General features: G+C 73.1%; 13 protein-coding genes and 1 tRNA gene. 10 read left to right on the forward strand and 4 right to left on the reverse strand.

What is annotated here, in order from left to right; genetic code table 11:
- Position 1: 1 nt before the first annotated feature.
- The 5 genes from ACMTAK_RS30770 to ACMTAK_RS30790 all read left to right on the forward strand — a co-directional run bounded on the left by ACMTAK_RS30770 (position 2) and on the right by ACMTAK_RS30790 (position 8,380).
- The gene (locus tag ACMTAK_RS30770; RefSeq protein WP_413809184.1) at positions 2–1,657 is read left to right on the forward strand and encodes a beta-N-acetylhexosaminidase; all 1,656 of its coding nucleotides are present in this window, start codon (positions 2–4) and stop codon (positions 1,655–1,657) included.
- A gap of 275 nt (positions 1,658–1,932) precedes the next feature.
- Positions 1,933–2,832 carry an FAD binding domain-containing protein gene (locus tag ACMTAK_RS30775; protein WP_044574530.1) on the forward strand — a complete coding sequence of 300 codons (900 nt, stop codon included), beginning with the start codon at positions 1,933–1,935 and terminating at the stop codon, positions 2,830–2,832.
- Positions 2,829–5,066: a (2Fe-2S)-binding protein gene (locus tag ACMTAK_RS30780; protein WP_413809185.1), complete on the forward strand. Its 2,238-nt coding sequence runs from the start codon at positions 2,829–2,831 to the stop codon at positions 5,064–5,066. The genes ACMTAK_RS30775 and ACMTAK_RS30780 overlap by 4 nt, the downstream gene beginning before the upstream one ends.
- Positions 5,063–7,384 carry a xanthine dehydrogenase family protein molybdopterin-binding subunit gene (locus ACMTAK_RS30785; protein WP_413809186.1) on the forward strand — a complete coding sequence of 774 codons (2,322 nt, stop codon included), beginning with the start codon at positions 5,063–5,065 and terminating at the stop codon, positions 7,382–7,384. Before ACMTAK_RS30780 ends, ACMTAK_RS30785 begins: the two co-directional genes overlap by 4 nt.
- Positions 7,385–7,576: 192 nt before the next feature.
- On the forward strand, positions 7,577–8,380 hold the full coding sequence (locus tag ACMTAK_RS30790; RefSeq protein ID WP_413813042.1) for a polysaccharide deacetylase family protein: 804 nt from the start codon (positions 7,577–7,579) through the stop codon (positions 8,378–8,380).
- Positions 8,381–8,459: 79 nt separating this feature from the next.
- On the opposite strand, the gene gntA is transcribed toward ACMTAK_RS30790, so the two are convergent.
- The 4 genes from gntA to ACMTAK_RS30810 form a co-directional block, all read right to left on the reverse strand.
- Positions 8,460–9,152, reverse strand: a complete 693-nt coding sequence (gntA, locus tag ACMTAK_RS30795) for a guanitoxin biosynthesis heme-dependent pre-guanitoxin N-hydroxylase GntA (RefSeq protein ID WP_413809187.1) — start codon at positions 9,150–9,152, stop codon at positions 8,460–8,462.
- A 213-nt stretch (positions 9,153–9,365) separates the two neighbouring features.
- Positions 9,366–13,373, reverse strand: coding sequence for an amino acid adenylation domain-containing protein (locus ACMTAK_RS30800; protein ID WP_413809188.1), 4,008 nt, complete (start codon positions 13,371–13,373; stop codon positions 9,366–9,368).
- Positions 13,374–13,691: 318 nt separating this feature from the next.
- Positions 13,692–13,766, reverse strand: a tRNA-Cys gene (locus ACMTAK_RS30805).
- 102 nt (positions 13,767–13,868) lie between these two features.
- Positions 13,869–14,744 carry an alpha/beta fold hydrolase gene (locus ACMTAK_RS30810; RefSeq protein WP_413809189.1) on the reverse strand — a complete coding sequence of 292 codons (876 nt, stop codon included), beginning with the start codon at positions 14,742–14,744 and terminating at the stop codon, positions 13,869–13,871.
- Between the two features lie 307 nt (positions 14,745–15,051).
- On the opposite strand from ACMTAK_RS30810, the gene ACMTAK_RS30815 reads away from it, so the two are divergent.
- The 5 genes from ACMTAK_RS30815 to ACMTAK_RS30835 all read left to right on the forward strand — a co-directional run bounded on the left by ACMTAK_RS30815 (position 15,052) and on the right by ACMTAK_RS30835 (position 21,290).
- Positions 15,052–15,957, forward strand: a complete 906-nt coding sequence (locus ACMTAK_RS30815) for a LysR family transcriptional regulator (RefSeq protein WP_086885610.1) — start codon at positions 15,052–15,054, stop codon at positions 15,955–15,957.
- A gap of 108 nt (positions 15,958–16,065) precedes the next feature.
- The gene (locus tag ACMTAK_RS30820; RefSeq protein WP_413809190.1) at positions 16,066–16,677 is read left to right on the forward strand and encodes a cysteine dioxygenase family protein; all 612 of its coding nucleotides are present in this window, start codon (positions 16,066–16,068) and stop codon (positions 16,675–16,677) included.
- A complete protein-coding gene (locus ACMTAK_RS30825) occupies positions 16,674–17,729 on the forward strand; it encodes a YeiH family protein (protein ID WP_413809191.1) in 1,056 nt (351 codons plus the stop codon). The genes ACMTAK_RS30820 and ACMTAK_RS30825 overlap by 4 nt, the downstream gene beginning before the upstream one ends.
- 126 nt (positions 17,730–17,855) lie before the next feature.
- Entirely contained in the window at positions 17,856–19,382 is a 1,527-nt protein-coding gene (locus ACMTAK_RS30830; protein WP_413809192.1) for an MFS transporter, read from the forward strand.
- A gap of 111 nt (positions 19,383–19,493) precedes the next feature.
- Positions 19,494–21,290, forward strand: a complete 1,797-nt coding sequence (locus ACMTAK_RS30835; protein WP_413809193.1) for a DEAD/DEAH box helicase — start codon at positions 19,494–19,496, stop codon at positions 21,288–21,290.
- Positions 21,291–21,657: the final 367 nt, after the last annotated feature.

Below are 21,657 nucleotides of genomic sequence, written 5' to 3' on the forward strand. Positions count from 1 at the left end.
GATGACTCACGACGCCGCGGGGCTGATCCCCGCGCCCCGCCATGACCAGAGCCGTCCCGGCCGCGCGGGCGCGCGGATCCACCCGCGGCGCACCGCCCTGGCCGCCGGGCCCGGCACGGAGGGGGTGGCGCGGCTGCTGCGCACCACCCTCGGCCAGGCGCTCGGCCTGTCCCTGCCGGACGGTGAGCCCGGCGGCGACGACACCATCAGCCTGCGGATCGACGCCGCGCTTGAGCCCGAGGGCTATCGGCTCACCGTGGCCGACGGCCGGGTGGAGATCGCGGGCGGCACGGCCGCGGGCGTCCACTGGGGCACCCAGACCCTCCGTCAGCTGCTGGGCCCCGACGCCTTCCGCCGCGCCCCGCTCAGGGGCGCGGAGACCGGCTGGGAGCTGGCGGAGCGGACGGTCGAGGACGCGCCGCGGTTCGCCTGGCGCGGGCTGATGCTGGACGTGGCCCGCCACTTCATGCCCAAGGACGGGGTCCTGGCCTATCTGGACCTGCTCGCCGCCCACAAGCTCAATGTGTTCCACTTCCATCTCACCGACGACCAGGGCTGGCGCGTCGAGATCCGCCGCTACCCGAAGCTGACCGAGGTCGGCGCCTGGCGCGAGCGCACCAAGCTGGGCCACCGGGCGTCCCCGCTGTGGGACGAGCGGCCGCACGGCGGCCACTACAGCCAGGACGACATCCGCGAGATCGTCGCCTACGCCGCCGAGCGGCATATCACCGTCGTGCCCGAGATCGACATCCCCGGACACTCGCAGGCCGCCATCGCCGCGTACCCGGAGCTGGGCAACACCGACGTCATCGACACCGCCTCCCTCGGAGTCTGGACCACCTGGGGCATCAACCCGAACGTACTCGCCCCCACCGACAACACGCTCCGCTTCTACGAACACGTCCTGGAAGAGATCCTGGAGCTGTTCCCCGGTGCCTTCGTCCACATCGGCGGCGACGAGTGCCCCAAGGACCAATGGAAGGCGTCCCCGGCCGCCCAGGAGCGCATCCGTGCCCTGGGCCTGGCCGACGAGGACGAACTGCAGAGCTGGTTCATCCGCCACTTCGGCCACTGGCTCGCCGAGCGCGGCCGCCGGCTGATCGGCTGGGACGAGATCCTCGAGGGCGGCGCGCCCGACGCCCCGCTGCCCGAGGGCGCCGCGGTCTCCTCCTGGCGCGGCTACGCGGGCGGGATCGCCGCCGCGCGGGCCGGCCACGACGTCGTCATGTGCCCCGAGCAGCAGGTGTACTTCGACCACCGGCAGGCCCCGGGCGAGGACGAGCCGGTGCCGATCGGCTATGTCCGCACCCTGGAGGACGTCTACCGCTTCGAACCGGTTCCCCCGCAGCTCACCGGAGCCGACGCGGACCGGGTGCTGGGCGCCCAGGCCAATGTCTGGACCGAGGTGATGGAGGACCGCAGGCGGGTGGACTACCAGGCCTTCCCCCGGCTCGCCGCCTTCGCCGAGGTCGTCTGGGCGGCGCTGCCGCCCTCTCCCGAACGGGACTTCGAGGCGTTCCAGGGGCGCATGGAGGCACATTACGCGCGCCTGGACGCGCTCGGCGTGAGCTACCGCCCGCCCGCCGGGCCGCTTCCCTGGCAGCGGCGCCCCGGCCTTCTCGGACGCCCGCGCGAGGGGGCGCCCCCGATCGTGTGAGCCGCCCGTAAGGTGCGCACCGCGCTCCGCCGCCCCTGGGAGTGTAGTCCCACCGGCGCAAGCCCAAATCGCACAAGGGTCCCTGAAACGTGGCAATCCACTCCCGACGGAGACGTCGTAAGAAACCCGTACCATCCCCCAGGTCAGGGACGGATCCACGGATCACGGACCCCCGCGACGGCGGGCTCGCAAGATGTGCCAGAGTTGCCACGTCCGGGCTGTCAGCACGTACCGTACGGCGCAACAGCCGGGACACCGGGGAAGGGGCAGCTGGGTTGACCACGCACGCACCGCAGGCGGCGCACACGGTGACGTTGCCGGGCACGCTCGACGAGGCCGTGGCGGCGCTGGCCGCCATGCCCGCCGCCGTGCCCGTGGCGGGCGGTACCGATCTGATGGCCGCGGTCAACTCCGGCCTGCTGCGGCCCGCCGCGCTCGTCGGCCTCGGCCGGATCAGCGAAATCCGAGGCTGGCGCTATCTGGACGGGCACGCCCTCCTCGGCGCCGGACTCACCCACGCCCGGATGGGCCGCCCCGACTTCGCCGCGCTGATCCCGGCGCTGGCCGCGGCCGCGCGCGCCGCCGGGCCCCCGCAGATCCGCAACGCCGGCACCCTGGGCGGCAACATCGTCACCGCCGCCCCCACCGGCGACGCGCTGCCGGTGCTCGCCGCCCTGGAGGCCACGGTGATCATCGCCGGGCCCGAGGGGTCCCGCCGCGAGATCCCGGTCAGCCATCTGCTCGCCGGAGTCGATCTGCTGCGCCCCGGTGAACTCGTCGGATTCGTCCGGGTTCCGCTGCTGCACGCCCCGCAGACCTTCCTGAAGGCCACCGGGCGCACCGGGCCCGGCCGGTCCACCGCCTCCGTCGCCCTCGTCCTGGACCCCGCGCGGCGCGGGGTGCGCTGTGCCGTCGGCGCGGTCGCGCCGATGCCGCTGCGCCCCTTGGAGGCCGAGCGCTGGGTCGCCTCGCTCATCGACTGGGACGGCGACCGCGGCCATCTGGACCCGCAGGTCACGACCGCTTTCGGCGAGTACGTCGCCGCCGCGTGCATCCCCGATCCGCTGCCCCCGCAGGACGGCAGCGAGCCGGTCCCCCTGCCGCCCGCCGCGATCCACCTGAGGCGTACCGTGGCAGCCCTGGCCCGCCGAGCACTGGGGAGGGCACTCGCGTGAGTGATGAACAGCAGCCGCACCGGCCGGAGCCCGGGAGCGGATGGCAGCCGATGCCGCACGGCCCGGAGTACGACGCCGAGTCGACGGCCTTCGTCCAACTGCCGCCCGACTACGCCCACCCGGACCCGACCGACCCCTCCGGCCGTTGGGACCCGCTCGCGGCGCCCGGCACGGGCTACGCGCCCCCGCCGATGGACACCGGGCACGACGACCCGTCCCAGGGCGGCCACTGGCAGCCGTCCGGCCATGGCCAGGGCGCGCCCCACGACCAGGGCATGACCGGGCACTGGACCACCGCCGAGACCGACGGTGGCTACCTCTATGGCGGCCACCACGAGCCCCAACACGGGTCCGGCCAGTGGCCGATGCCCGCCGAGGACCAGCAGGGTCACCATCCGCCGCACACCGGCCACTGGCCGGCTCCGGCGGCCGAGGAGCCGGTGGACGACTGGCCGGTGCCCGCCCCGTCCGACGACGGCGCCGGCGGGCCCGTGCACACCAGCCAGTGGACCATCCCGGTCGCGGGCGACGACGGTGTGGACGAGACCGGTGAGTACCGCGTCGACGACCACCCCGGCCCGGCCGCCCCTCCGTACGGCGGCCAACACGCGGACGGGCCCCAGGACCCGCAGACGACGGCCCAGTTGCGGATGCCCTTCGCCGGGCAGGCACCGCCCCGGCAGCAGCCCCAACAGCCCCAGCAGCCCCAACAGCCCCAACAGCCCCATCCTGGGCAGCCGCAGCCCGGGCAGCAGCAGGGGCACTCCGGCCAGTGGTCGGTTCCGGCCGCCGACGAGGGCACGGAGGACTCCGGGGAGTACGCGGTCGAGGGCCACCCGGGCCCGGCCGCGTCCGCACCACCGGCCGCGCCCATGCCGCCGCCCGCCCGACGCCGGCTGCGCATGCCCGACCGCGACGAACCGGCCCCGGCCGCGGACCCGGCGTGGCCGGGCCCCTCGGCCGGGGACTCGGGCGAGTTCGCGACCGAGGGGCACCAGGGGCTGCACACCCCGCCCCGCGGCACCCCGCCGCACGGCACGCCCCCGCACGGCACCCCGCCGCACGGCGGCCCCGCGCCCGAGCGGCCCGCCGCCGAAGATCCCGGCCGGCGGCCGGGCGATCCGGCCGCCGGGGACTCCGGTGAGTTCCCGGTCGACGGGCAGCACACCGGGCTGGAGACCCCGCCGCACGGCGGCCCGGCGCCCGGACTGCCCCAGGAGGCGTCCTGGCACGGCGCGTTCGCGGACGACCGGTTGGCGGACGACCGGTTGACGGGCGCCCCATTCGCGGGGGACGCCCATGGGCACGCCCCGCACCCCGGCCCCGAGGACGGCGCGGGCCACACCGACGCCGCCGACGCCGCGCCGGGCGCCGCCGAGGCCCCCGCCGACGCGGTGCGGGACGACGCCGGGCCCGGGTTCACCGATACCGCGGCCGAGCCCGAACCGGCCCCGGCCGAGGGCGAGTTTACGGACGCGCCTGACGCCGCCGGAGCGCCCGCCCCGGCCGGTACTCCGGCCGACGCCCCGGAGGCCGCTGACACCCCCGTCGGGCCCCTTGCCGAGCCCCTCCTCGCCGAGGCGGCCCAGGCCGCGGACGAGAGCCCGAGCCACAGCGAGCATCCGCTCGCCTCGTACGTGCTGCACGTCAACGGCGCCGACCGCCCCGTCACCGACGTCTGGATCGGCGAGTCGCTGCTCTACGTCCTGCGCGAGCGCCTCGGCCTCGCCGGGGCCAAGGACGGCTGCTCCCAGGGCGAGTGCGGGGCCTGCTCGGTCCAGGTCGACGGGCGGCTCGTCGCCTCCTGCCTGGTGCCCGCCGCCACCGCCGCGGGCAGCGAGGTCCGCACCGTCGAGGGCCTCGCCACCGGCGGACAGCCCTCCGACGTCCAGCGCGCGCTCGCCCAGTGCGGGGCCGTGCAGTGCGGCTTCTGCGTGCCCGGACTCGCGATGACCGTGCACGACCTCCTCGAGGGCAACCACGCCCCGACCGACCAGGAGACCCGCCAGGCGATCTCCGGCAACCTCTGCCGCTGCTCCGGCTACCGCGGGGTCCTCGACGCCGTCCGCGAGGTCGTCGCGGGCCGTGAGGCCGCCGCCGAGGCGGAGGCCGAGGCGGACGAGGGACACGACGCCCACCAGGACCCGGCCCGCATCCCGCACCAGACGGGACCGCACGGCATCACGGGCAACGGGAGCGTCAACGGAAGCGGCAGCGGAAGGGCATCGGCATGACCGGAATCGCGGACGGCGCGGGCGCCGTCACCGCCACCCCCGCCGCCGGAACGCCCGTCCAGCCCCCGTCCACCATGGGCCTCGGCGTGTCCCTGCCGCCCACCGACTCGGCCGCCAAGACCTCGGGCACCTTCCCGTACGCGGCCGACCTGTGGGCCGAGGGGCTGCTGTGGGCCGCCGTGCTGCGCGCCCCGCACCCGCACGCCCGCATCGTCTCCATCGACACCAAGCAGGCCGTCGACATGCCCGGCGTACGGGCCGTGGTGACCCACGCCGACGTGCCCGGCGACGCCTCGCACGGCCGCCGGGTCGCCGACCGTCCGGTGTTCGCCAAGGACCTGGTACGCCACCACGGCGAGCCCATCGCCGCGGTCGCCGCCGACCACCCCGACACGGCCCGGCTGGCGGCCGCCGCCATCGCCGTCGAATACGAGGTACTGGAGCCGGTCACCGACCCCGAGCAGGCGTTCTCCGCCGAGCCGCTGCACCCCGACGGCAACCTGGTCCGCCACATCCCGCTGGCCTTCGGCGACCCGGACGTGGTCGGCGAGGTCATCGTCGAGGGGCTGTACCGCATCGGCCGCCAGGACCCGGCGCCCATCGGCGCCGAGGCGGGCCTGGCCGTGCCGCGCCCCGACGGCGGGGTGGAGATCTACACCGCCTCCACCGATCCGCACGCCGACCGCGACCTGGCCGCCGCCTGCTTCGGTCTCGAGCCGGAGCGGGTGAAGGTCGTCGTCACCGGCGTCCCCGGCGCCATGGGCGAGCGCGAGGACCCGGGGATGCAGTTGCCGCTCGGGCTGCTGGCGCTGCGCACCGGCCATCCGGTGAAGCTGGCCGCCACCCGGGAGGAGTCCTTCCTCGGCCACGCCCACCGCCACCCCACCCTGCTGCGCTACCGCCACCACGCGGACTCCCAGGGCAAGCTGGTCAAGGTCGAGGCGCAGATCCTGCTGGACGCGGGCGCCTACGCCGACTCCTCGGCGGACACGCTGGCCGCCGCCGTCTCCTTCGCCTGCGGCCCCTATGTCGTTCCGCACGCCTTCATCGAGGGCTGGGCGGTGCGCACCAACAACCCGCCCTCCGGCCATGTGCGCGGCGAGGGCGCGATGCAGGTGTGCGCCGCGTACGAGGGCCAGATGGACAAGCTGGCGGCCAAGCTGGGCCTTGACCCGGTCGAGCTCCGGATGCGCAATGTGATGGCGACCGGCGATCTGCTGCCCACCGGGCAGACCGTCACCTGTCCGGCCCCGGTCGCCGAGCTGCTGCAGGCCGTAAGGGACGCACCGCTGCCCACCCTCCCCAAGGACGACCCCGAGGAGGAGTGGCTGCTGCCGGGCGGCCTGGAGGGCGCGGGCGATCCGGCCGCGGTGCGGCGCGGGGTCGGCTACGCCCTGGGCATGGTCCACATGCTCGGCGCCGAGGGGCGGGACGAGGTCTCCACCGCCACCGTCAAGGTCACCGGGCCGGTGGCCACCGTCATCTGCGCGGCCGTCGAGACCGGCCAGGGCTTCACCACCCTGGCCCGCCAGATCGTCCAGGACGTCCTCGGTATCGAGGAGGTCCATGTGGCGCCCATCGACACCGACCAGCCCCCGGCCGGGCCCGCCTCGCGCGGCCGCCACACCTGGGTCTCGGGCGGTGCGGTCGAGCGCGCCGCGAAGATGGTCCGCACCCAGCTGCTGCAACCGCTGGCGCACACCTTCGGCATGTCCACCGAGCTGCTCAGCATCGCCGACGGCAAGATCACCTCGTATGACGGGGTGCTCAGCACCACCGTCGAGGAGGCTCTGGAGGGCAAGGAGCTGTGGGCCACCGCGCAGTGCCGCCCGCACCCCACCGAGCCGCTGGACGAGACCGGCCAGGGTGACGCCTTCGTCGGGCTCGCCTACTGCGCGGTGCGCGCCGTGGTGGACGTCGACATCGAGATCGGCGCGGTACGGGTCGTCGACATGACCGTGGCCCAGGACGTGGGCCGGGTCCTCAACCCGCGCCAGCTGAGGACCCGTATCGAGGCGGGCGTCGCCCAGGGCATCGGCGCGGCCCTCACCGAGAACCTGCGCACCTCACGCGGTGTGGTCCGGCACCCGGACCTGACCGGCTACGCCCTGCCGACCGCCCTGGACGTCCCCGACATCCGCATCGTCAAGCTGGTCGAGGAGCGGGACGTGGTGGCCCCCTTCGGCGCCAAGGCGGCCAGCGCGGTGCCGGTGGTCACCACCCCGGCCGCGGTGGCGGCGGCGGTCCGCGCGGCCACCGGCCGTCCGGTCAACCGCCTCCCGATCCGCCCCCAGGCGGCGGTGGTCAACCGGGGCTGAGCGCTCCGCGGGGAAGTGGCGCAAGGCGGGGTCGTTCACGCGCGGAAGAGGCCGGGGGCGGGCCCGCCGCCCGCGCCTCGCCGTCCGCGGCGCGGGATTGTACGGGACGTGTAACAGAGGGATCCCTCCCCGCCCCAACCCCATCCTCATGTTTGCGAAAGCGACACAGGAGACATGGGGAGCGAGGCGGACATGGCACGGCACCGGGTCCTGGGGACGAACAGCCGAGTACTGGTGGCGGCGTTCGGTGTGATGGGGGTGACCGCCCTGGCCGCCGTGTGGACCGCCCAGGCCGGAACCGCCGAGGCGGATCCGGGAGCCTCGGCGACGCGGAAGCCGACGCCGATCGTGGGCCAGACCTCCAAGCCCGACCCCGAACTGCCCGACCCCGTGGTCAACATGGACATGGCCCACGCCTCCGACAAGGGCGCCAAGGGCGTCAACATCACGATCGACGACGGTCCGGACCCGACCTGGACCCCGCAGGTCCTCCAGGTGCTCAAGGCCAACGGCGTCAAGGCCACCTTCTGTATGGTCGGCCCGCAGGCCCAGGCCCATCCGGACCTGGTCAAGGATGTGGTCGCGGACGGGCACCGGCTGTGCGACCACTCCATGTCGCACGACACGGCGATGGACACCAAGTCATCCGCCTACCAGTCCAAGGAGATCCTCGACGCCCAGGGAATGATCACCAAGGCGTCAGGGGGCGTCAAGCCGCTCTACTACCGTGCCCCGGGCGGTGCGTTCACCCCGTACAGCCGTCAGATCGCCGCCTCGCAGGGCATGCGGCCGCTGGGCTGGAACGTGGACGCCAAGGACTTCGAGAAGCCGGGGGTCGAGGCTATGGTCAACACCGTCAAGAACGAGATCTCCAGCGGCCCCACCGTGCTCTTCCATGACGCGGGCGGCGACCGCGGCCAGACGGTCGAGGCGCTGCGCCAGGTCCTGCCGTGGCTGAAGCAGGAGGGATACAGCTTCGGCTTCCCGGTGCGCTGACGCCGCATGCACGGACCCGCGCCGGCGGCACCCCGGTCACCGGCGGGCGCCATCCGCCCGCCGGTGACCGGCGCCGCGGTCAGGCCCGGGACCGACCCGTCAGGGCGGGCTCGCGCTCGGCCTCGCGGGCGGTGAACGGACACTGCCAGTCGGCGGGCTTCGGGCGGCCGGAGTAGCGGCGGGCCTCGGAGAGCTCCTCGTACTCGAGCAGGTTGGGGTTTATATCGCCCTGGAGCTGGATGTCCTGCTTGCGAATCTTCTCGGCCAGCCGGTCCCACATCTTGGCGCCCTTGATGCGGTCGAACTGCTCATGCGAGTTGAAGGCCAGCATCGGGAAGGGCGGACGGCGGCCCCAGCGGCGGTGGGTCTCGTGCAGACCGATGACGAAGAAGGGGTGACCGGCGACGCTGTAGGCGAACTCCCTGGCCTGCGGATCGGACGAACGGCCCTCGGCCCAGCGATAGGACCGGGAGTCCTGTTCGTGGAGCAGCTGGAGCTGTTCCCACAGCAGCTCCTCGAACCGCAGCTCATCCACCCCGCGAGGCCGCTCGAAGGTCGCGATGAAGCTCGTGAACGACCGGTGGCTCCAGTCGGCCGTCGCCACGAAATCCGCGAGATCGAGTGCCATCAGCCGGGCCGAGTCGTCGGATGCCATCAGGTCGTAGTGACGATGGGTGATACCACCCTTGCGCCAGGCGGACCGCCCCGCCAGGCAGGCGAACCGGTCCCCCAGAATGAACCGCTCCACCTCGTCACGCGCGTCCACTGTCATGGCCAGCCTTCCTTCCAACTACGTGCCTCCTCGCTGGGAGCTCATCTCCTTCTCCACATGAAGGCGCCCACCCTGCTCACCTGCGTAGGAGAGCAGGAGAACGAGATGGGGCGCCTGGCTGAATTGTGATCGGCGAAGGGTCCATCGGCGAAATCCGGGTCGGGGCCGCCCCCCGAGGGAGCGGCCCCGACCCGGACCCGGGGCCCCGGCCCGTCAGTTCCGGGCGCGGTCCAGCGCCGCCGCCACCACCGGGCCGATCCGGTCCAGGGACTCCTCCCGCATCATCCGGTAGTGGTGATCGGGGACTCCGTACACCACCAGGGCGCCGTCCACGGAGGAGAGCCAGGCGTCCGCCACATGCAGCGGATCGCGCCGGTAGCCGGGGATCTCCTCCACGGCCCGGAACAGCAGCATGTCGCCCTGGAACCGCTCGGGCGCGAACTTCCGCATCAGCTCCTGGTCGTTGAGCAGGATGTCGAGCAGCGGGAAGCTGGTCTCGCCCTCCAGCAGCCGGGCCGGCAGCCCGGTCTCCCGGCAGAGGTCGGCCACCAGGTCGGCGGTGCCGTCCGCCCCGTCGGGGTGCGCTTCCAGCCAGCCCGGGGCGAAGATGTCGCCGCCGCCGATGTCGTCGAGCAGCACCCCCAGCCACTGGCGCTTGCTGAGCTCGGGCGCCTGGGGCAGCGCCTGGGCGTTGTCGGGGTAGGCGTCGATCACGGCCAGCGTGGCGACCTCCTCGCCCTGGGCCTGGAGCCGGGTGGCCATGGCGTGGGCGATCAGCCCGCCGAAGGACCAGCCGAGCAGATGGTACGGACCGGTCGGCTGGACGGTCCGGATCTGCTCCAGATAGTCGGCGGCCATCTCCTCCACGCTCGCCGGGAGTACGTCCGGTTCGGTGAGACCGCGCGCCTGGAGGGCGTACACCGGCTGGTCCGGGGCGAGATGGCGGAGCAGCCCGGTGTACGACCAGCCGAGACCGCCGCCGGGGTGGACGCAGAACAGCGGCGGGCGCGCCCCCTCGCCGCGCAGCGGCAGCAGGATGTCCAGCGGCTGCCGCTGGTGCGCCTCGGCCGGTCCCGCGGCGTCCAGGCGGGCCACCAGCCGGGCGACGGTCGGCGCCTCGAAGAGGTCGCGCATCGACAGCTCGGTGGCCAGTGCGGCGCGGGCCTGGCTGGCCAGCTTGGAGGCGAGCAGCGAATGGCCGCCGAGCAGGAAGAAGTCGTCGTCGACGGTGACGCCGTCGACGCCCAGGACCTCGCCGAAGAGCGCGCACAGCGTCTCCTCGCGCGGGGTGCGGGGCGCCCGCCCGCCCGTGCCGGCCTCGACGGACGGCGCGGGCAGCGCGGCGCGGTTCAGCTTGCCGTTGGCGTCCAGGGGGAGGGCGTCGAGGACCACGAACGCGCTGGGCACCATGTGCTCGGGCAGCACCTCGCCCAGCGCCTCGCGGACCGCGGCGACGTCCGTCGGGGCGTCCCCGGCGGGCGTCACATAGCCGACCAGCCGCTGGTCGCCGGGCCGGTCGGCGCGGACCGCCGCGGCGGCCTCGGCCACCTGCGGGAGGGCCCGCAGCGCCGCCTCGACCTCGCCCAGCTCGACGCGGAAGCCGCGCAGCTGGACCTGGCCGTCGGTGCGGCCCATGTACTCGACGTCGCCGTCCGGCCGCAGCCGGGCCAGGTCGCCGGTGCGGTACATCCGGGTGCCGGGCGGGCCGTAGGGGTCGGCGACGAAGCGTTCGGCGGTCAGGGCGGGCCGGTTGAGGTAGCCGCGGGCCAGCTGCGCCCCGGACACGTACAGCTCACCGGTGACCCCGGCCGGGCAGGGCTTCAGCGCGGAGTCCAGGACGTACATCCGGGTGTTCCACACCGGCCGGCCGATCGGCACCGGGCCCTCGCCGCCGGGCGCGGAGGGGTGGTGGGCGATCTGGATGGTGGTCTCGGTGGGCCCGTAGAGGTTGTTCAGCGGCACGCCGGGGAACCGCTCGTGGAACCGCTCGGCGGTCTCGCGCGGCAGCGCCTCACCGCCGCTGGATGCGCGCCGCAGGACGCCCGCGCACGCGTCGGCGGCGCCCGGCTCGGCGAGGAACGCCTGGAGCATCGACGGCACGAACTGGAGCGCGGTGATGCCCTCCTCGCGCACCGTGCGCGCCAGGTACGCCGGGTCCTTGTGGCCGCCGGGCTTCGCCACCACCAGGGTGGCGCCGCTGAGCAGCGGAAGGAAGAACTCGCAGACGGAGGCGTCGAACCCGGCCGGGGTCTTCTGGAGCATCCGGTCCCCGGGGGCGAGGCCGTAGGCGTCCTGCATCCACTCCATGCTGTTGGCCACGGCCCGGTGGGGCACCAGGACGCCCTTGGGGCGGCCGGTGGAGCCCGAGGTGTAGATGATGTACGCGGGGTGCTCGGGGTCGATCGCCACCGCCGGGGCGGAGCCGCCCGCGGCGTCGCCGCCCGTGAGGTCCACGACATCCAGCAGCAGCCGCCCCACGCCGTGGCGCGCGGGCAGCGCCCCGGCGCTGTCGGCACGGGTGACCACGAGGGCGGGGCCCGTGTCGTCGAGCATGTACGCCAGCCGCTCGGCCGGGTAGTCCAGGTCCAGGGGCAGATACGCGGCCCCCGTCCTCAACACCGCGATCAGCGCGATGACCAGGTCGGCGGAGCGGGGCAGGGCCACGCCGACGGTGCGCTCGGGCCCGGCGCCGCGCGCGATGAGCACCCGGGCCAGCCGGTTCGCCGCCCGGTCCAGCTCCGCGTAGCTGAGCACGGTGTCATCGCAGACCAGGGCCTGGGTGTCGGGGGTCCGGGCGGCCTGGGCGGCCAGCAGCTCCGGGAGGGTGGCGCCGGAGGTGGGGTGCGCCGTGTCGCCCGGCTCGCCCAGGACCCGGCGACGCTCCTCGGCGGACAGCAGCTCCAGCGAGCCGACGGTGCGCTGCATGTCGGAGGTGTCGGAGAGGGTGCGCAACAGGCCGAGATAGCGCTCCCGGTGGCCGATGAGGGCGTCCTCGGTGTAGAGGTTGGAGTTGGCGTTGAGGTCGATCCGGATACCGGTGCCGTCGGACCGGTCGTACCCCATGATCGAGAGGTCCTCGACGGTGCCGTTGGAGAGGTTGTGCGCCTTGACCCGGTGACCGGCGAAGTGGAAGTCGTAGTCGTACGTCATGATGTTGACGTGTGGGCCGAGCAATCCGTTTCCGCCGTCCGGGAGCCGCAGATCCCGGGCCAGGTCGATACGGCGGTAGCGCTGATGGCGAAGGGCCTGCCTGACTTCCCGTGAGATCTGCCGGACCAGCTCCCGTATTCGCATATCGGCGCGCACCTGGATGCGCAGCGGCACCACATTGGCGAACATCCCGGGAATGGCGCGGGAAGTGGCATCGGTACGGCCGGATACGGGCAGCGTCAGAATGATGTCCGATTTACCGGTCAATCGGTGCAGATACAGCGCGGTCGCCGCAATGATCATAGCGGACCAGTGGGTGGCGTATTTACGCGCGGCGGCCCGCAGCTCGACCGCTTCCGCCTCGGTCAGGTAGGCGGTCTGGCGGAGGACGGTGGAAAGTTCCCTGGTGGGGTGGGTGGAAAGCCGCGCCGGGCGCGGGGAATCACCGAAGTGTTCCAGCCAGTACGCGCGGTCTTTGGCGAAATCCGGTGAGGTTCGGTATTCCGCGTCCTGGTCGAGCATCGCCCGCAGGGAGCCGAAGACCGTTTCCCCCTCGGCCGGGTCGGTCCCCTCGACGAGCGCGGTGTAGACCTCGGCGGTCCGCCGGCCCAGCAGGGCGGCCGAACCGGCGTCCGAGACGATGTGGTGGGTGCCCTGGTACCAGAGGAAGCGCTCGGCCTCCACCTTGATCAGGGCAAAGGAGAACGCCGGGTGGTCGCCCAGCTTGAGCGCCCCCGTGGCCAGGTCGTTCTTCATCCACCGCTCGGCCGCCGCCCAGGGGTCGTCCTCGGCGGTGAGGTCCAGCTTCGGGAGCTCCCAGTCGGTCACCGGGTCGAGGGCCTGCCAGGGCTCCCCGTCCACCTCACCGACCCGGATGTTGTAGGGCTCGGCCTCCGCCACGGCCCTGCGCAGGGCCCGCTCGAATAGCTCGGTGTCTATCGGTCCTTGTATCTCCAGGTACTCACCGACCCGGAAGGTGGTGCTCTCCGGCGGCTCCAGCTGCTCTATGAACCAGATTTCACTCTGGCCGGTCGAGAGCGGCAGACGGGCGGCCGGTACGGCGGGCTGCACATTTCCCCCACTGAGAATGGGACCACGGTCGAAGAATGTGCCCGCCGACCGGGAGTAGTTTTCCGCGCGGTCACAGGCACCACACGTGACCCTATGAGACGGAATTACGCTCAGTGCGGGGGTCAGGAGACCGTTCGGTGGCGAGAGTGTGAAAATCACCGAGCCCTAGGTGTTTACCTGGAGTATCCGCGGTGCCGGAACGGCATGAGCGCGTGCATGAGCATGCGCCCTACGGGCGCAAGTGTCCAGAGCGTGTCGGGAGTTCACCGGGAGGCAACCCGAAGCGCGGGCGCCGAGTGAGGCGCCCGCGCCGGGGTGTGGAGGCCGTGGCGGGAATCGAACCCACGTAACTCGATTTGCAGTCGAGCCCCTCAACCACTCGGGCACACGGCCGATGTCGTGTCGTGTTCTCGACGATAGGACCGGGGCGGGGCGGGCACAACGGAGCGGCGGGGGCTGCCATACGACTGACACACTGCGTTCACGGCCGCCGTTTCACCGCGTGGGGCGCTGCGCCAGGAAGTCCTCGACCACCTGGCGGAAGAGATCCGGCTCGTCGACCCACGGATAGTGGCCCACCCCGGGCAGCGGCCGCGCCCGGCCGTCCGGGAAGGAGTCGGCCACCAGCTCCCCGGCCCGCATCCCGGTCACCGCGTCCCGGTCGCCGGTGATCGCCAGTACCGGGCACGGCACCTCGTGCAGCCGGGCCAGCACCGCGCGCCGCCCCGCCTCGTCGACGCCCTGCCAGAAGCCCGCCCGCGCCACCCGCCCCAGCTGCTCGCCCTCGCTCTCGGCGTGCGCCCGCTGGGGTTCCTCCCAGCGGCCGTACGCCATGGGGGCGGCCTGGAGCAGCAGCCTGCGCATCTCGGCGAGGTCGGTGGTGTCGGGCAGCAGCTGCACCGCCGTGTACGCGTCCTGCCACCAGGGCTCGTCGGCGCGCGATTCGAAGATCTCCCGGGCGTCCTCGGGGAGTTCGCCCTGGAGTCGCGCGCCCGGACTGACCACGATCAGCCGGCTGAGCCGCTCGGGGTGGGCGGCCGCGTACGCCTGGGCGGTGGCGGCGGCCGCGTCATGGGCGAGCAGCGGGAAGCGGACGAGGTCCAGATGGCGGCGGAGCGCCTCGAGATCCTCGGCGAGCCCGGGGAAGGCGTAGCCGATGGGGTCGAAGGCCGGCGGGGAGTCCCCGGTGCCGCGGCTGTCGGGGATGAGGAGGGTGTGATGGGCGTCCAGCCCGCCGAGGTCGCCCAGATACGCGGCGTTCCGCCCCGGCCCGCCCGCCAGGCAGATCAGCGGTGGCCCCGCCGAGCCGTCCCGGGCCTCCAGGACGCGGTAGGCCAGCTCGGTTCCGTCGTACGAGGTGTAGTGCGGCATGGAGTCAGCTTGCCCCAGCTTGGTCATCCTGACCGTGCTTGACGGGGTGTCCTCGCGCACCGGGTGTGGCGCCGGGCGTTATTCTCGTGGTGCCGGGCCGTATGTTTCATGGTGCCGGGCCGTATGTTTCATGGTGCCGGGCGGTGGCGCGGCTCCGGCCCGGCTCAGTGGTCCGGCTCCGATCCGGCTCAGTGGTCCGGCTCCGTGGCGCGGCGGTCCGCGTGACGCAAAAGCACCGGTAGGGGCGATCTTGTGCGGCCCCAAATCCCGCTTATGGTTTCGGTTCCGGGCTCCGTATGATGCGAGTGTGTTCGATTCCCGGCACATCAAGACGTTCCACGAGGTGGTCCGCTCCGGCTCCTACTCCGGGGCCGCCCGTGCCCTCGGCTATACCCAGCCGGCCATCACCCAGCAGATGAAGGCGCTCGAACGGGCCGTGGGCAGTCCGCTGTTCATCCGGGTCGGCCGGGGGATGCGGCTCACCGAGGCGGGGGAGACCCTCGCCCGGCACGCCGACACCATTCTGACCAGCATCTCCACCGCCCAGCAGCAGATGAGCGCCATCACCCGGCTGCGCTCGGGCCGGGTGCGGGTCTGTGCCTTCCCCAGCGCCAACGCGACCCTCATCCCCGAGACCATGGCCCGGCTCGCCGCCGCCCATCCGGGGGTGCGGGTGGAGCTGCTGGAGGGCGAGCCGCCGGATTCGCTGGGGCGGGTGGTGCGCGGGGAGTGCGACATCACCCTCGCGTTCACCTATCCCGGGCTGCGCGAGGAGACCCCCGCAGAGCTGGTGGAGATCCCGCTGCTGGAGGACCAGCTGACGGTGCTGCTGCCGACCGGGCATCCGCTGGCCCGGCGGCGGGCGGTCAAGCTGGCCGAGCTGAGCGAGGAGCGCTGGATCGCCGGATGTCTGCGGTGCCGCGCCAACTTCCTGCACGAATGCGCCGAGCAGGGCTTCGCCCCGGACATCGCCTTCACCACCGACGACAATCTGGTGGTGCAGAGCATGGTCGCGGCCGGGCTCGGCGTGGCGATGATGCCGGGCCTGGTGCTGTCGTTCCTGTGCCACCAGAAAGTCACCGGGCGCGCACTGGACCCCGCGTCGCGCCGCCATGTCTCGGCGTACGTCCTCCGCGAGCACCTGGGGATACCGGCCACCGCGCGGGTGCTGGAGGAGCTGAAGACGGTGGCCGGGAACCGGGTCGGGTGTTGATCCCTCACCCATAGGCGGAACTTGACCCCTCACCCATAAGCGGAACTTGGGGAGGGCTCAACAACCTGTCGTTGGACGTGATGATGCGGGTGGCAGGACGCTGCTGCCATGACCACCCCGACCGCGTATCCGTCCTCCCGTCTTCTCACGGCACGCCTCGGCGCGTTCGTCGGCGACGTCCGCGAGGCCGTCGGCCGGGGTCTGGCGCCCGATGTGACCGCCTATCTGGTGGGCGAGCGGCTCGCGCCCCACCTCGGCTCGGACGATCTGCTCACCTCCGGGCAGCGCGAGGGCGACCCCGACCGCTACCGCCAGCACGTCCTGCACGCCGAGCCCGACGGCAGCTTCTCGATCGTCGCGCTGGTGTGGCTGCCCGGCCAGCGCACGGCGATCCATGACCATGTGTCCTGGTGTGTGACCGGCGTCCACGAGGGCGAGGAGCACGAGCGGCGCTACCGCCTCGTCCCGGACGGGCCGGGCTCGCGGCTGATCGCGGTGGAGGACGTGGTCAACCCGCGCGGCGCGGTGTGCGGATTCGCGCCGCCCGGAGATATCCACAGGGTGTGGAACGCCTGCGGGACGAAGGCGATCTCGATCCATGTCTACGGGGCGGACATCGCCCGCCTGGGCAGCAGCGTCCGGCGGGTCTACGACCTCCCGACGACGGACGACCACCTCCCGGTGGCGGACGGCCGTCTTCCGATGGCGGACGGCCAGTGACGCTGACCGCCGCGCCCGGCCGGGCGCGACAGGCCGCCGGATGGCGCCCGCCCGCCCCGGCCTACGGGCTCGGGCTGGCCGCGGCCGGGGTCGGGGCCGCCTGGGGCGTCCACCGGCTGCTCCCCGCCGTCCCCCTGCTGACCGCCGCCGTGGTGCTGGGCATCGTCGCCGCGCATCTGCCGGGGGCGCGCGGCCTGGTCCGGGGCGTCTGCCGGGCCGGGCTCTCGCTCGCCGGGAAGCGGCTGATGCGCCTGGGCATCGTGCTGCTCGGCCTCAAGCTCAGCCTGAACGATGTGCTGGGCCTGGGCTGGGCCACCGTGGCGATGGTCCTGGGCGTGGTCGCCGCCACCTTCTGCGGCACCTGGTGGCTCGGCCGCCGGATGGGGCTGAGCGGCGACCAGCCGCTGCTGGTCGCCACCGGCTACTCGATCTGCGGTGCGTCCGCGATCGGCGCGGTGAGCGAGGTGTCGGACAGCGACGAGCGCGATGTGGCCACCTCCGTGGCGCTGGTGACGCTGTGCGGCACGCTCGCCATCGCCGTCCTGCCGCTGCTCCAGCACCCCTTGGGGCTCGGCGACGAGGCGTTCGGCCGGTGGGTGGGGGCCAGCGTGCACGACGTGGGTCAGGTGGTGGCCACCGCGCAGACCGCGGGGCCGTCCGCGCTGGGCGACGCGGTGCTGGTCAAGCTGGTGCGGGTGGCCCTGCTCGCGCCGCTGGTCGCGGTGCTCGCGACGGCCGTACGGGCGCGGGGGCGCGCCAATAAGGCGGCGGGCGAGGAGGCGGAGCGGCGGCGGCCGCCGCTGGTGCCGCTCTTCGTCCTCGGCTTCCTCGCGATGACGGCCCTGCGCAGCACGGACGTCCTGTCCACCGCCGTGCTGGACAGCGCCGCCACGGCCCAGGAACTCCTCCTCGCCGCCGCGCTCTTCGGCCTCGGCAGCGCCGTTCACCTCCCCTCCCTCACCCGCACCGGCGCCCGGGTCGCCGCGCTGGGGCTGTGCGCGTGGGTGGTGATCGCGGGCGCGTCGTACGGGGGCGTCCTGCTCACCACGTAGGGCCCGACGGACCGTAGGGCCCGACGGGCCTGGGGCGACGGCCAGGGGTGTCCTAGGCCCAGCGGCCGAGCGCGGCTCCGTCCCGCGACAGGTGTGACGCCCCGGAACGCCACTTACCCTGACGCCATGACCCCTCGCGACCCCCTCGACGGCGGTGCCGCCGACGCCGCCGTCACGGACAGCCACCCCGGTCCGGCGGCCGGAGACCTCGGTCCGGCGGCCGCCGGTGACCTGGACCTGACGGACGACGGCGACACCGGCGGCACCGTACTGGGGAGGCGCTACCGCGCCCTCACCCTCGGCATCGTCACGGTCGTCTCCCTCATCGCCTTCGAGGCGAGCGCGGTCAACACCGCGATGCCGGTCGCGGCCCGCGCGCTGGACGGGGTCGAGCTCTATGCGTACGCCTTCTCCGCCTACTTCACCGCGAGCCTGTTCGCGATGGCCCTGTCGGGGGAGTGGTGCGACCGCAAGGGCCCGTCGGCGCCGCTGTTCGCCGGGATCGCGGCGTTCGCCGCCGGGCTGCTGGTGGCCGGTTCGGCACAGCGGATGTGGATGTTCGTGGGCGGGCGCGCGGTGCAGGGCATAGGCGGCGGGCTGGTGATCGTCGCGCTGTACGTGGTGGTGGGCCGCGCCTATCCGCGGCGGCTCCAGCCCGCCGTGCTGGCGTCCTTCTCCGCCGCCTGGGTGCTGCCCGCCATCGTCGGCCCGCTCGCCGCCGGGACCGTCACCGAACACGCCGGCTGGCGCTGGGTGTTCCTCGCCATCCCGGTGCTGGTGCTGCCGCCGCTCGCGGTGATGCTCCCCGCGCTGCGCGCGCTGCCCCCGAGCGAGCTCTCCGCGGGCATGAACCGCCGCCGCATCCTGCTCGCGCTCGCCGTCGCGGTCGGCGCCGGACTGCTCCAGTACGCGGGCCAGGACCTCAACTGGCTCTCCCTCGTCCCGGCCGCCGCCGGGCTCGCCCTGCTCGTCCCCTGCGTACTGCGGCTGCTGCCCAAGGGCACCTTCCGCGCCGCCCGCGGCCTGCCGTCGGTGATCCTGCTGCGCGGGGTGGCGGCCGGGTCCTTCCTGGGCGCGGAGAGCTTCGTCCCGCTGATGCTGGTGACCCAGCGCGGCCTGTCCGCGACCGCCGCCGGGCTCTGCCTCACCGGCGGCGGCCTCACCTGGGCCCTGGGCTCCTACACCCAGAGCCGCCCCCGCCTGGAGCCGCACCGCGAACGGCTGATGGGCCTCGGCATGTTCCTCATGGCCGTCTCCATCGCCATGGTGCTCCTGGCCCTCACCGACTCCGTACCCGCCTGGATCGTGGCCGTGGCCTGGGTGATCGGCGGCTACGGAATGGGGCTGGCCATCTCCAGCGGGAGCGTGCTGCTGCTGAAGCTCTCCCGTCCGGAGGACGCGGGCAGCAACTCCGCCTCCCTCCAGGTCTCCGACGCCCTCGGCAACATCACTCTGGTCGGCGTCAGCGGTGTCCTCTTCGTCACCTTCGGCGGTGGCGAGATCGCCCCCACCGGCACCGCGGCCACCCACCAGCCGGCCGCCTTCGGGGCGGTCTATGTGGCGATGACCGCGGTGGCGCTGGCGGGCGTCTGGGTGACGACGCGGTTGCGGCCCGAAGTCGATGAGCGCCGTGCGCCGGGGATCGGGATGTGAGCCTGATCCCACCCTCGGGTGGGATCCGCACGTACCCCGGAGTGGGAAGGACGGCACCGGTAGGCTGACGCGGTTCCCGATCGACCCCGCCGAGCCAGCCCGACGGAGACCGTGAGTACTACTGCCGCCTCCACCAGCCATCACCTCTCGCCCGCCTTTCCCGGCCGGGCGCCTTGGGGTACCGCGAGCAAGCTGCGCGCCTGGCAGCAGGGCGCGTTGGACAAGTACATCCAGGAGCAGCCGCGGGACTTCCTCGCGGTGGCGACCCCCGGCGCCGGTAAGACCACCTTCGCCCTGACCCTCGCCTCCTGGCTGCTGCACCACCATGTCGTCCAGCAGGTGACGGTCGTCGCGCCGACCGAGCACCTGAAGAAGCAGTGGGCGGAGGCCGCCGCGCGGATCGGCATCAAGCTGGACCCGGAGTACAGCGCGGGCCCGCTGAGCCGGGAGTACCACGGCATCGCCATCACCTACGCGGGCGTCGGCGTCCGGCCCATGCTGCACCGCAACCGGATCGAGCAGCGCAAGACGCTCGTCATCCTCGACGAGATCCACCACGCCGGCGACTCCCGCTCCTGGGGCGAGGCGTGTCTGGAGGCGTTCGAGCCTGCCACCCGGCGGCTGGCCCTCACCGGCACCCCGTTCCGGTCCGACACCAACCCCATCCCCTTCGTCACCTACGAAGAGGGCGACGACGGCATCCGGCGCTCCTCCGCCGACTACACCTACGGCTACGGCAATGCCCTGGGGGACGGCGTCGTGCGCCCCGTCATCTTCCTCTCCTACAGCGGCAACATGCGCTGGCGCACCAAGGCGGGCGACGAGATCGAGGCGCGGCTCGGCGAGCCGATGACCAAGGACGCCGTCTCCCAGGCGTGGCGCACCGCGCTCGACCCGCGCGGCGACTGGATGCCGAACGTGCTGCGCGCCGCCGACCAGCGGCTGTCCGAGGTCCGTAAGGGCATCCCCGACGCGGGGGCGCTCGTCATCGCCTCCGACCAGGACTCGGCCCGCGCCTACGCCAAGCTGATCCGCGAGATCACCGGCACCAAGGCGACGCTCGTGCTCTCCGACGAGGCGGCGGCGTCCCAGCGGATCGAGGACTTCAGCCACTCCGACGACCGCTGGATGGTCGCGGTCCGCATGGTGTCCGAGGGCGTGGACGTGCCCCGGCTGGCGGTAGGGGTGTACGCGACCACCATCTCGACGCCGCTCTTCTTCGCCCAGGCCGTCGGCCGCTTCGTACGGTCGCGGCGGCGCGGCGAGACCGCGTCCGTCTTCCTCCCCACCATCCCGAACCTGCTCGGCTTCGCCAATGAGATGGAGGTCGAGCGCGACCACGTCCTGGACAAGCCGAAGAAGGACGGCGAGGAGGAGAACCCGTACGCGGAGGAGGAGAAGCTCCTCGAGGAGGCCGAGAAACAGCAGGACGAGGACACCGGCGAACAGGACCAACTGCCCTTCGAGGCACTGGAGTCGGACGCGGTCTTCGACCGGGTGCTGTACGACGGCGCCGAGTTCGGCATGCAGGCGCATCCGGGCAGCGAGGAGGAGCAGGACTACCTCGGCATCCCGGGGCTCCTCGAACCGGACCAGGTGCAGATGCTGCTCCAGAAGCGCCAGGCCAAGCAGATCGCGCACAGCCGCAAGAAGCCGGACACGGAGGCGGATCTGCTGGAGCTTCCGGCTGAGCGGCGGCCGGTGGTCACCCACAAGGAGCTGCTGGAGCTGCGCAAGGAGCTCAACTCGCTGGTCGGGGCGTATGTCCACCAGAGCGGAAAGCCGCATGGTGTGATCCACACCGAACTGCGCCGGGTGTGCGGCGGGCCGCCGAGCGCGGAGGCGACGGCGGGGCAGATTCGCGAGCGGATCAAGAAGGTCCGGGAGTGGGCGACGCGCATGCGCTGACGCGCGGCCCTTCCCACAACTGGGGCGGGGTCCCAGTTGTGGGAAGGGGCGGGGAGGGGAGTAGCCCGCTGCAGGCGGGCTGCCCTACGCAACCCCCTTTCGAAAAATTTCATGAACCGGTCGCAGACTCCCCTCATGTATCCGGGCAAACCCGGGCGATTTAGGGTTCTCTCGTGCCGCGTCCTCTGGCAGCTCCGCTCGTATTCTGGACAAACCCTTCCGCAAAGCGGACCAGCTCGCTAGCGTTCGGGCACGCACACGCCCCGTGGCAACGCCGCCGCGGAGCGCAGCCGGTGCGTGACCACCGCGACCGGCGGCCTCTTCGCGCGCCGTCGTCGGGACCGGCGGGGCACCGCACGAAGAGCCG

This window comes from Streptomyces lacaronensis, from assembly GCF_047337785.1.
Classification (GTDB): Bacteria; Actinomycetota; Actinomycetes; order Streptomycetales; family Streptomycetaceae; genus Streptomyces; species Streptomyces lycopersici.

Coding starts and splice junctions, on each gene's coding strand:
- ACMTAK_RS30770 (WP_413809184.1), top strand. CDS start 2: ATGACTCACGACGCCGCGGGGCTGATCCCCGCGCCCCGCCATGACCAG.
- ACMTAK_RS30785 (WP_413809186.1), top strand. CDS start 5,063: ATGACCGGAATCGCGGACGGCGCGGGCGCCGTCACCGCCACCCCCGCC.
- ACMTAK_RS30790 (WP_413813042.1), top strand. CDS start 7,577: ATGGCACGGCACCGGGTCCTGGGGACGAACAGCCGAGTACTGGTGGCG.
- gntA (WP_413809187.1), bottom strand. CDS start 9,152: ATGACAGTGGACGCGCGTGACGAGGTGGAGCGGTTCATTCTGGGGGAC.
- ACMTAK_RS30810 (WP_413809189.1), bottom strand. CDS start 14,744: ATGCCGCACTACACCTCGTACGACGGAACCGAGCTGGCCTACCGCGTC.
- ACMTAK_RS30820 (WP_413809190.1), top strand. CDS start 16,066: ATGACCACCCCGACCGCGTATCCGTCCTCCCGTCTTCTCACGGCACGC.
- ACMTAK_RS30830 (WP_413809192.1), top strand. CDS start 17,856: ATGACCCCTCGCGACCCCCTCGACGGCGGTGCCGCCGACGCCGCCGTC.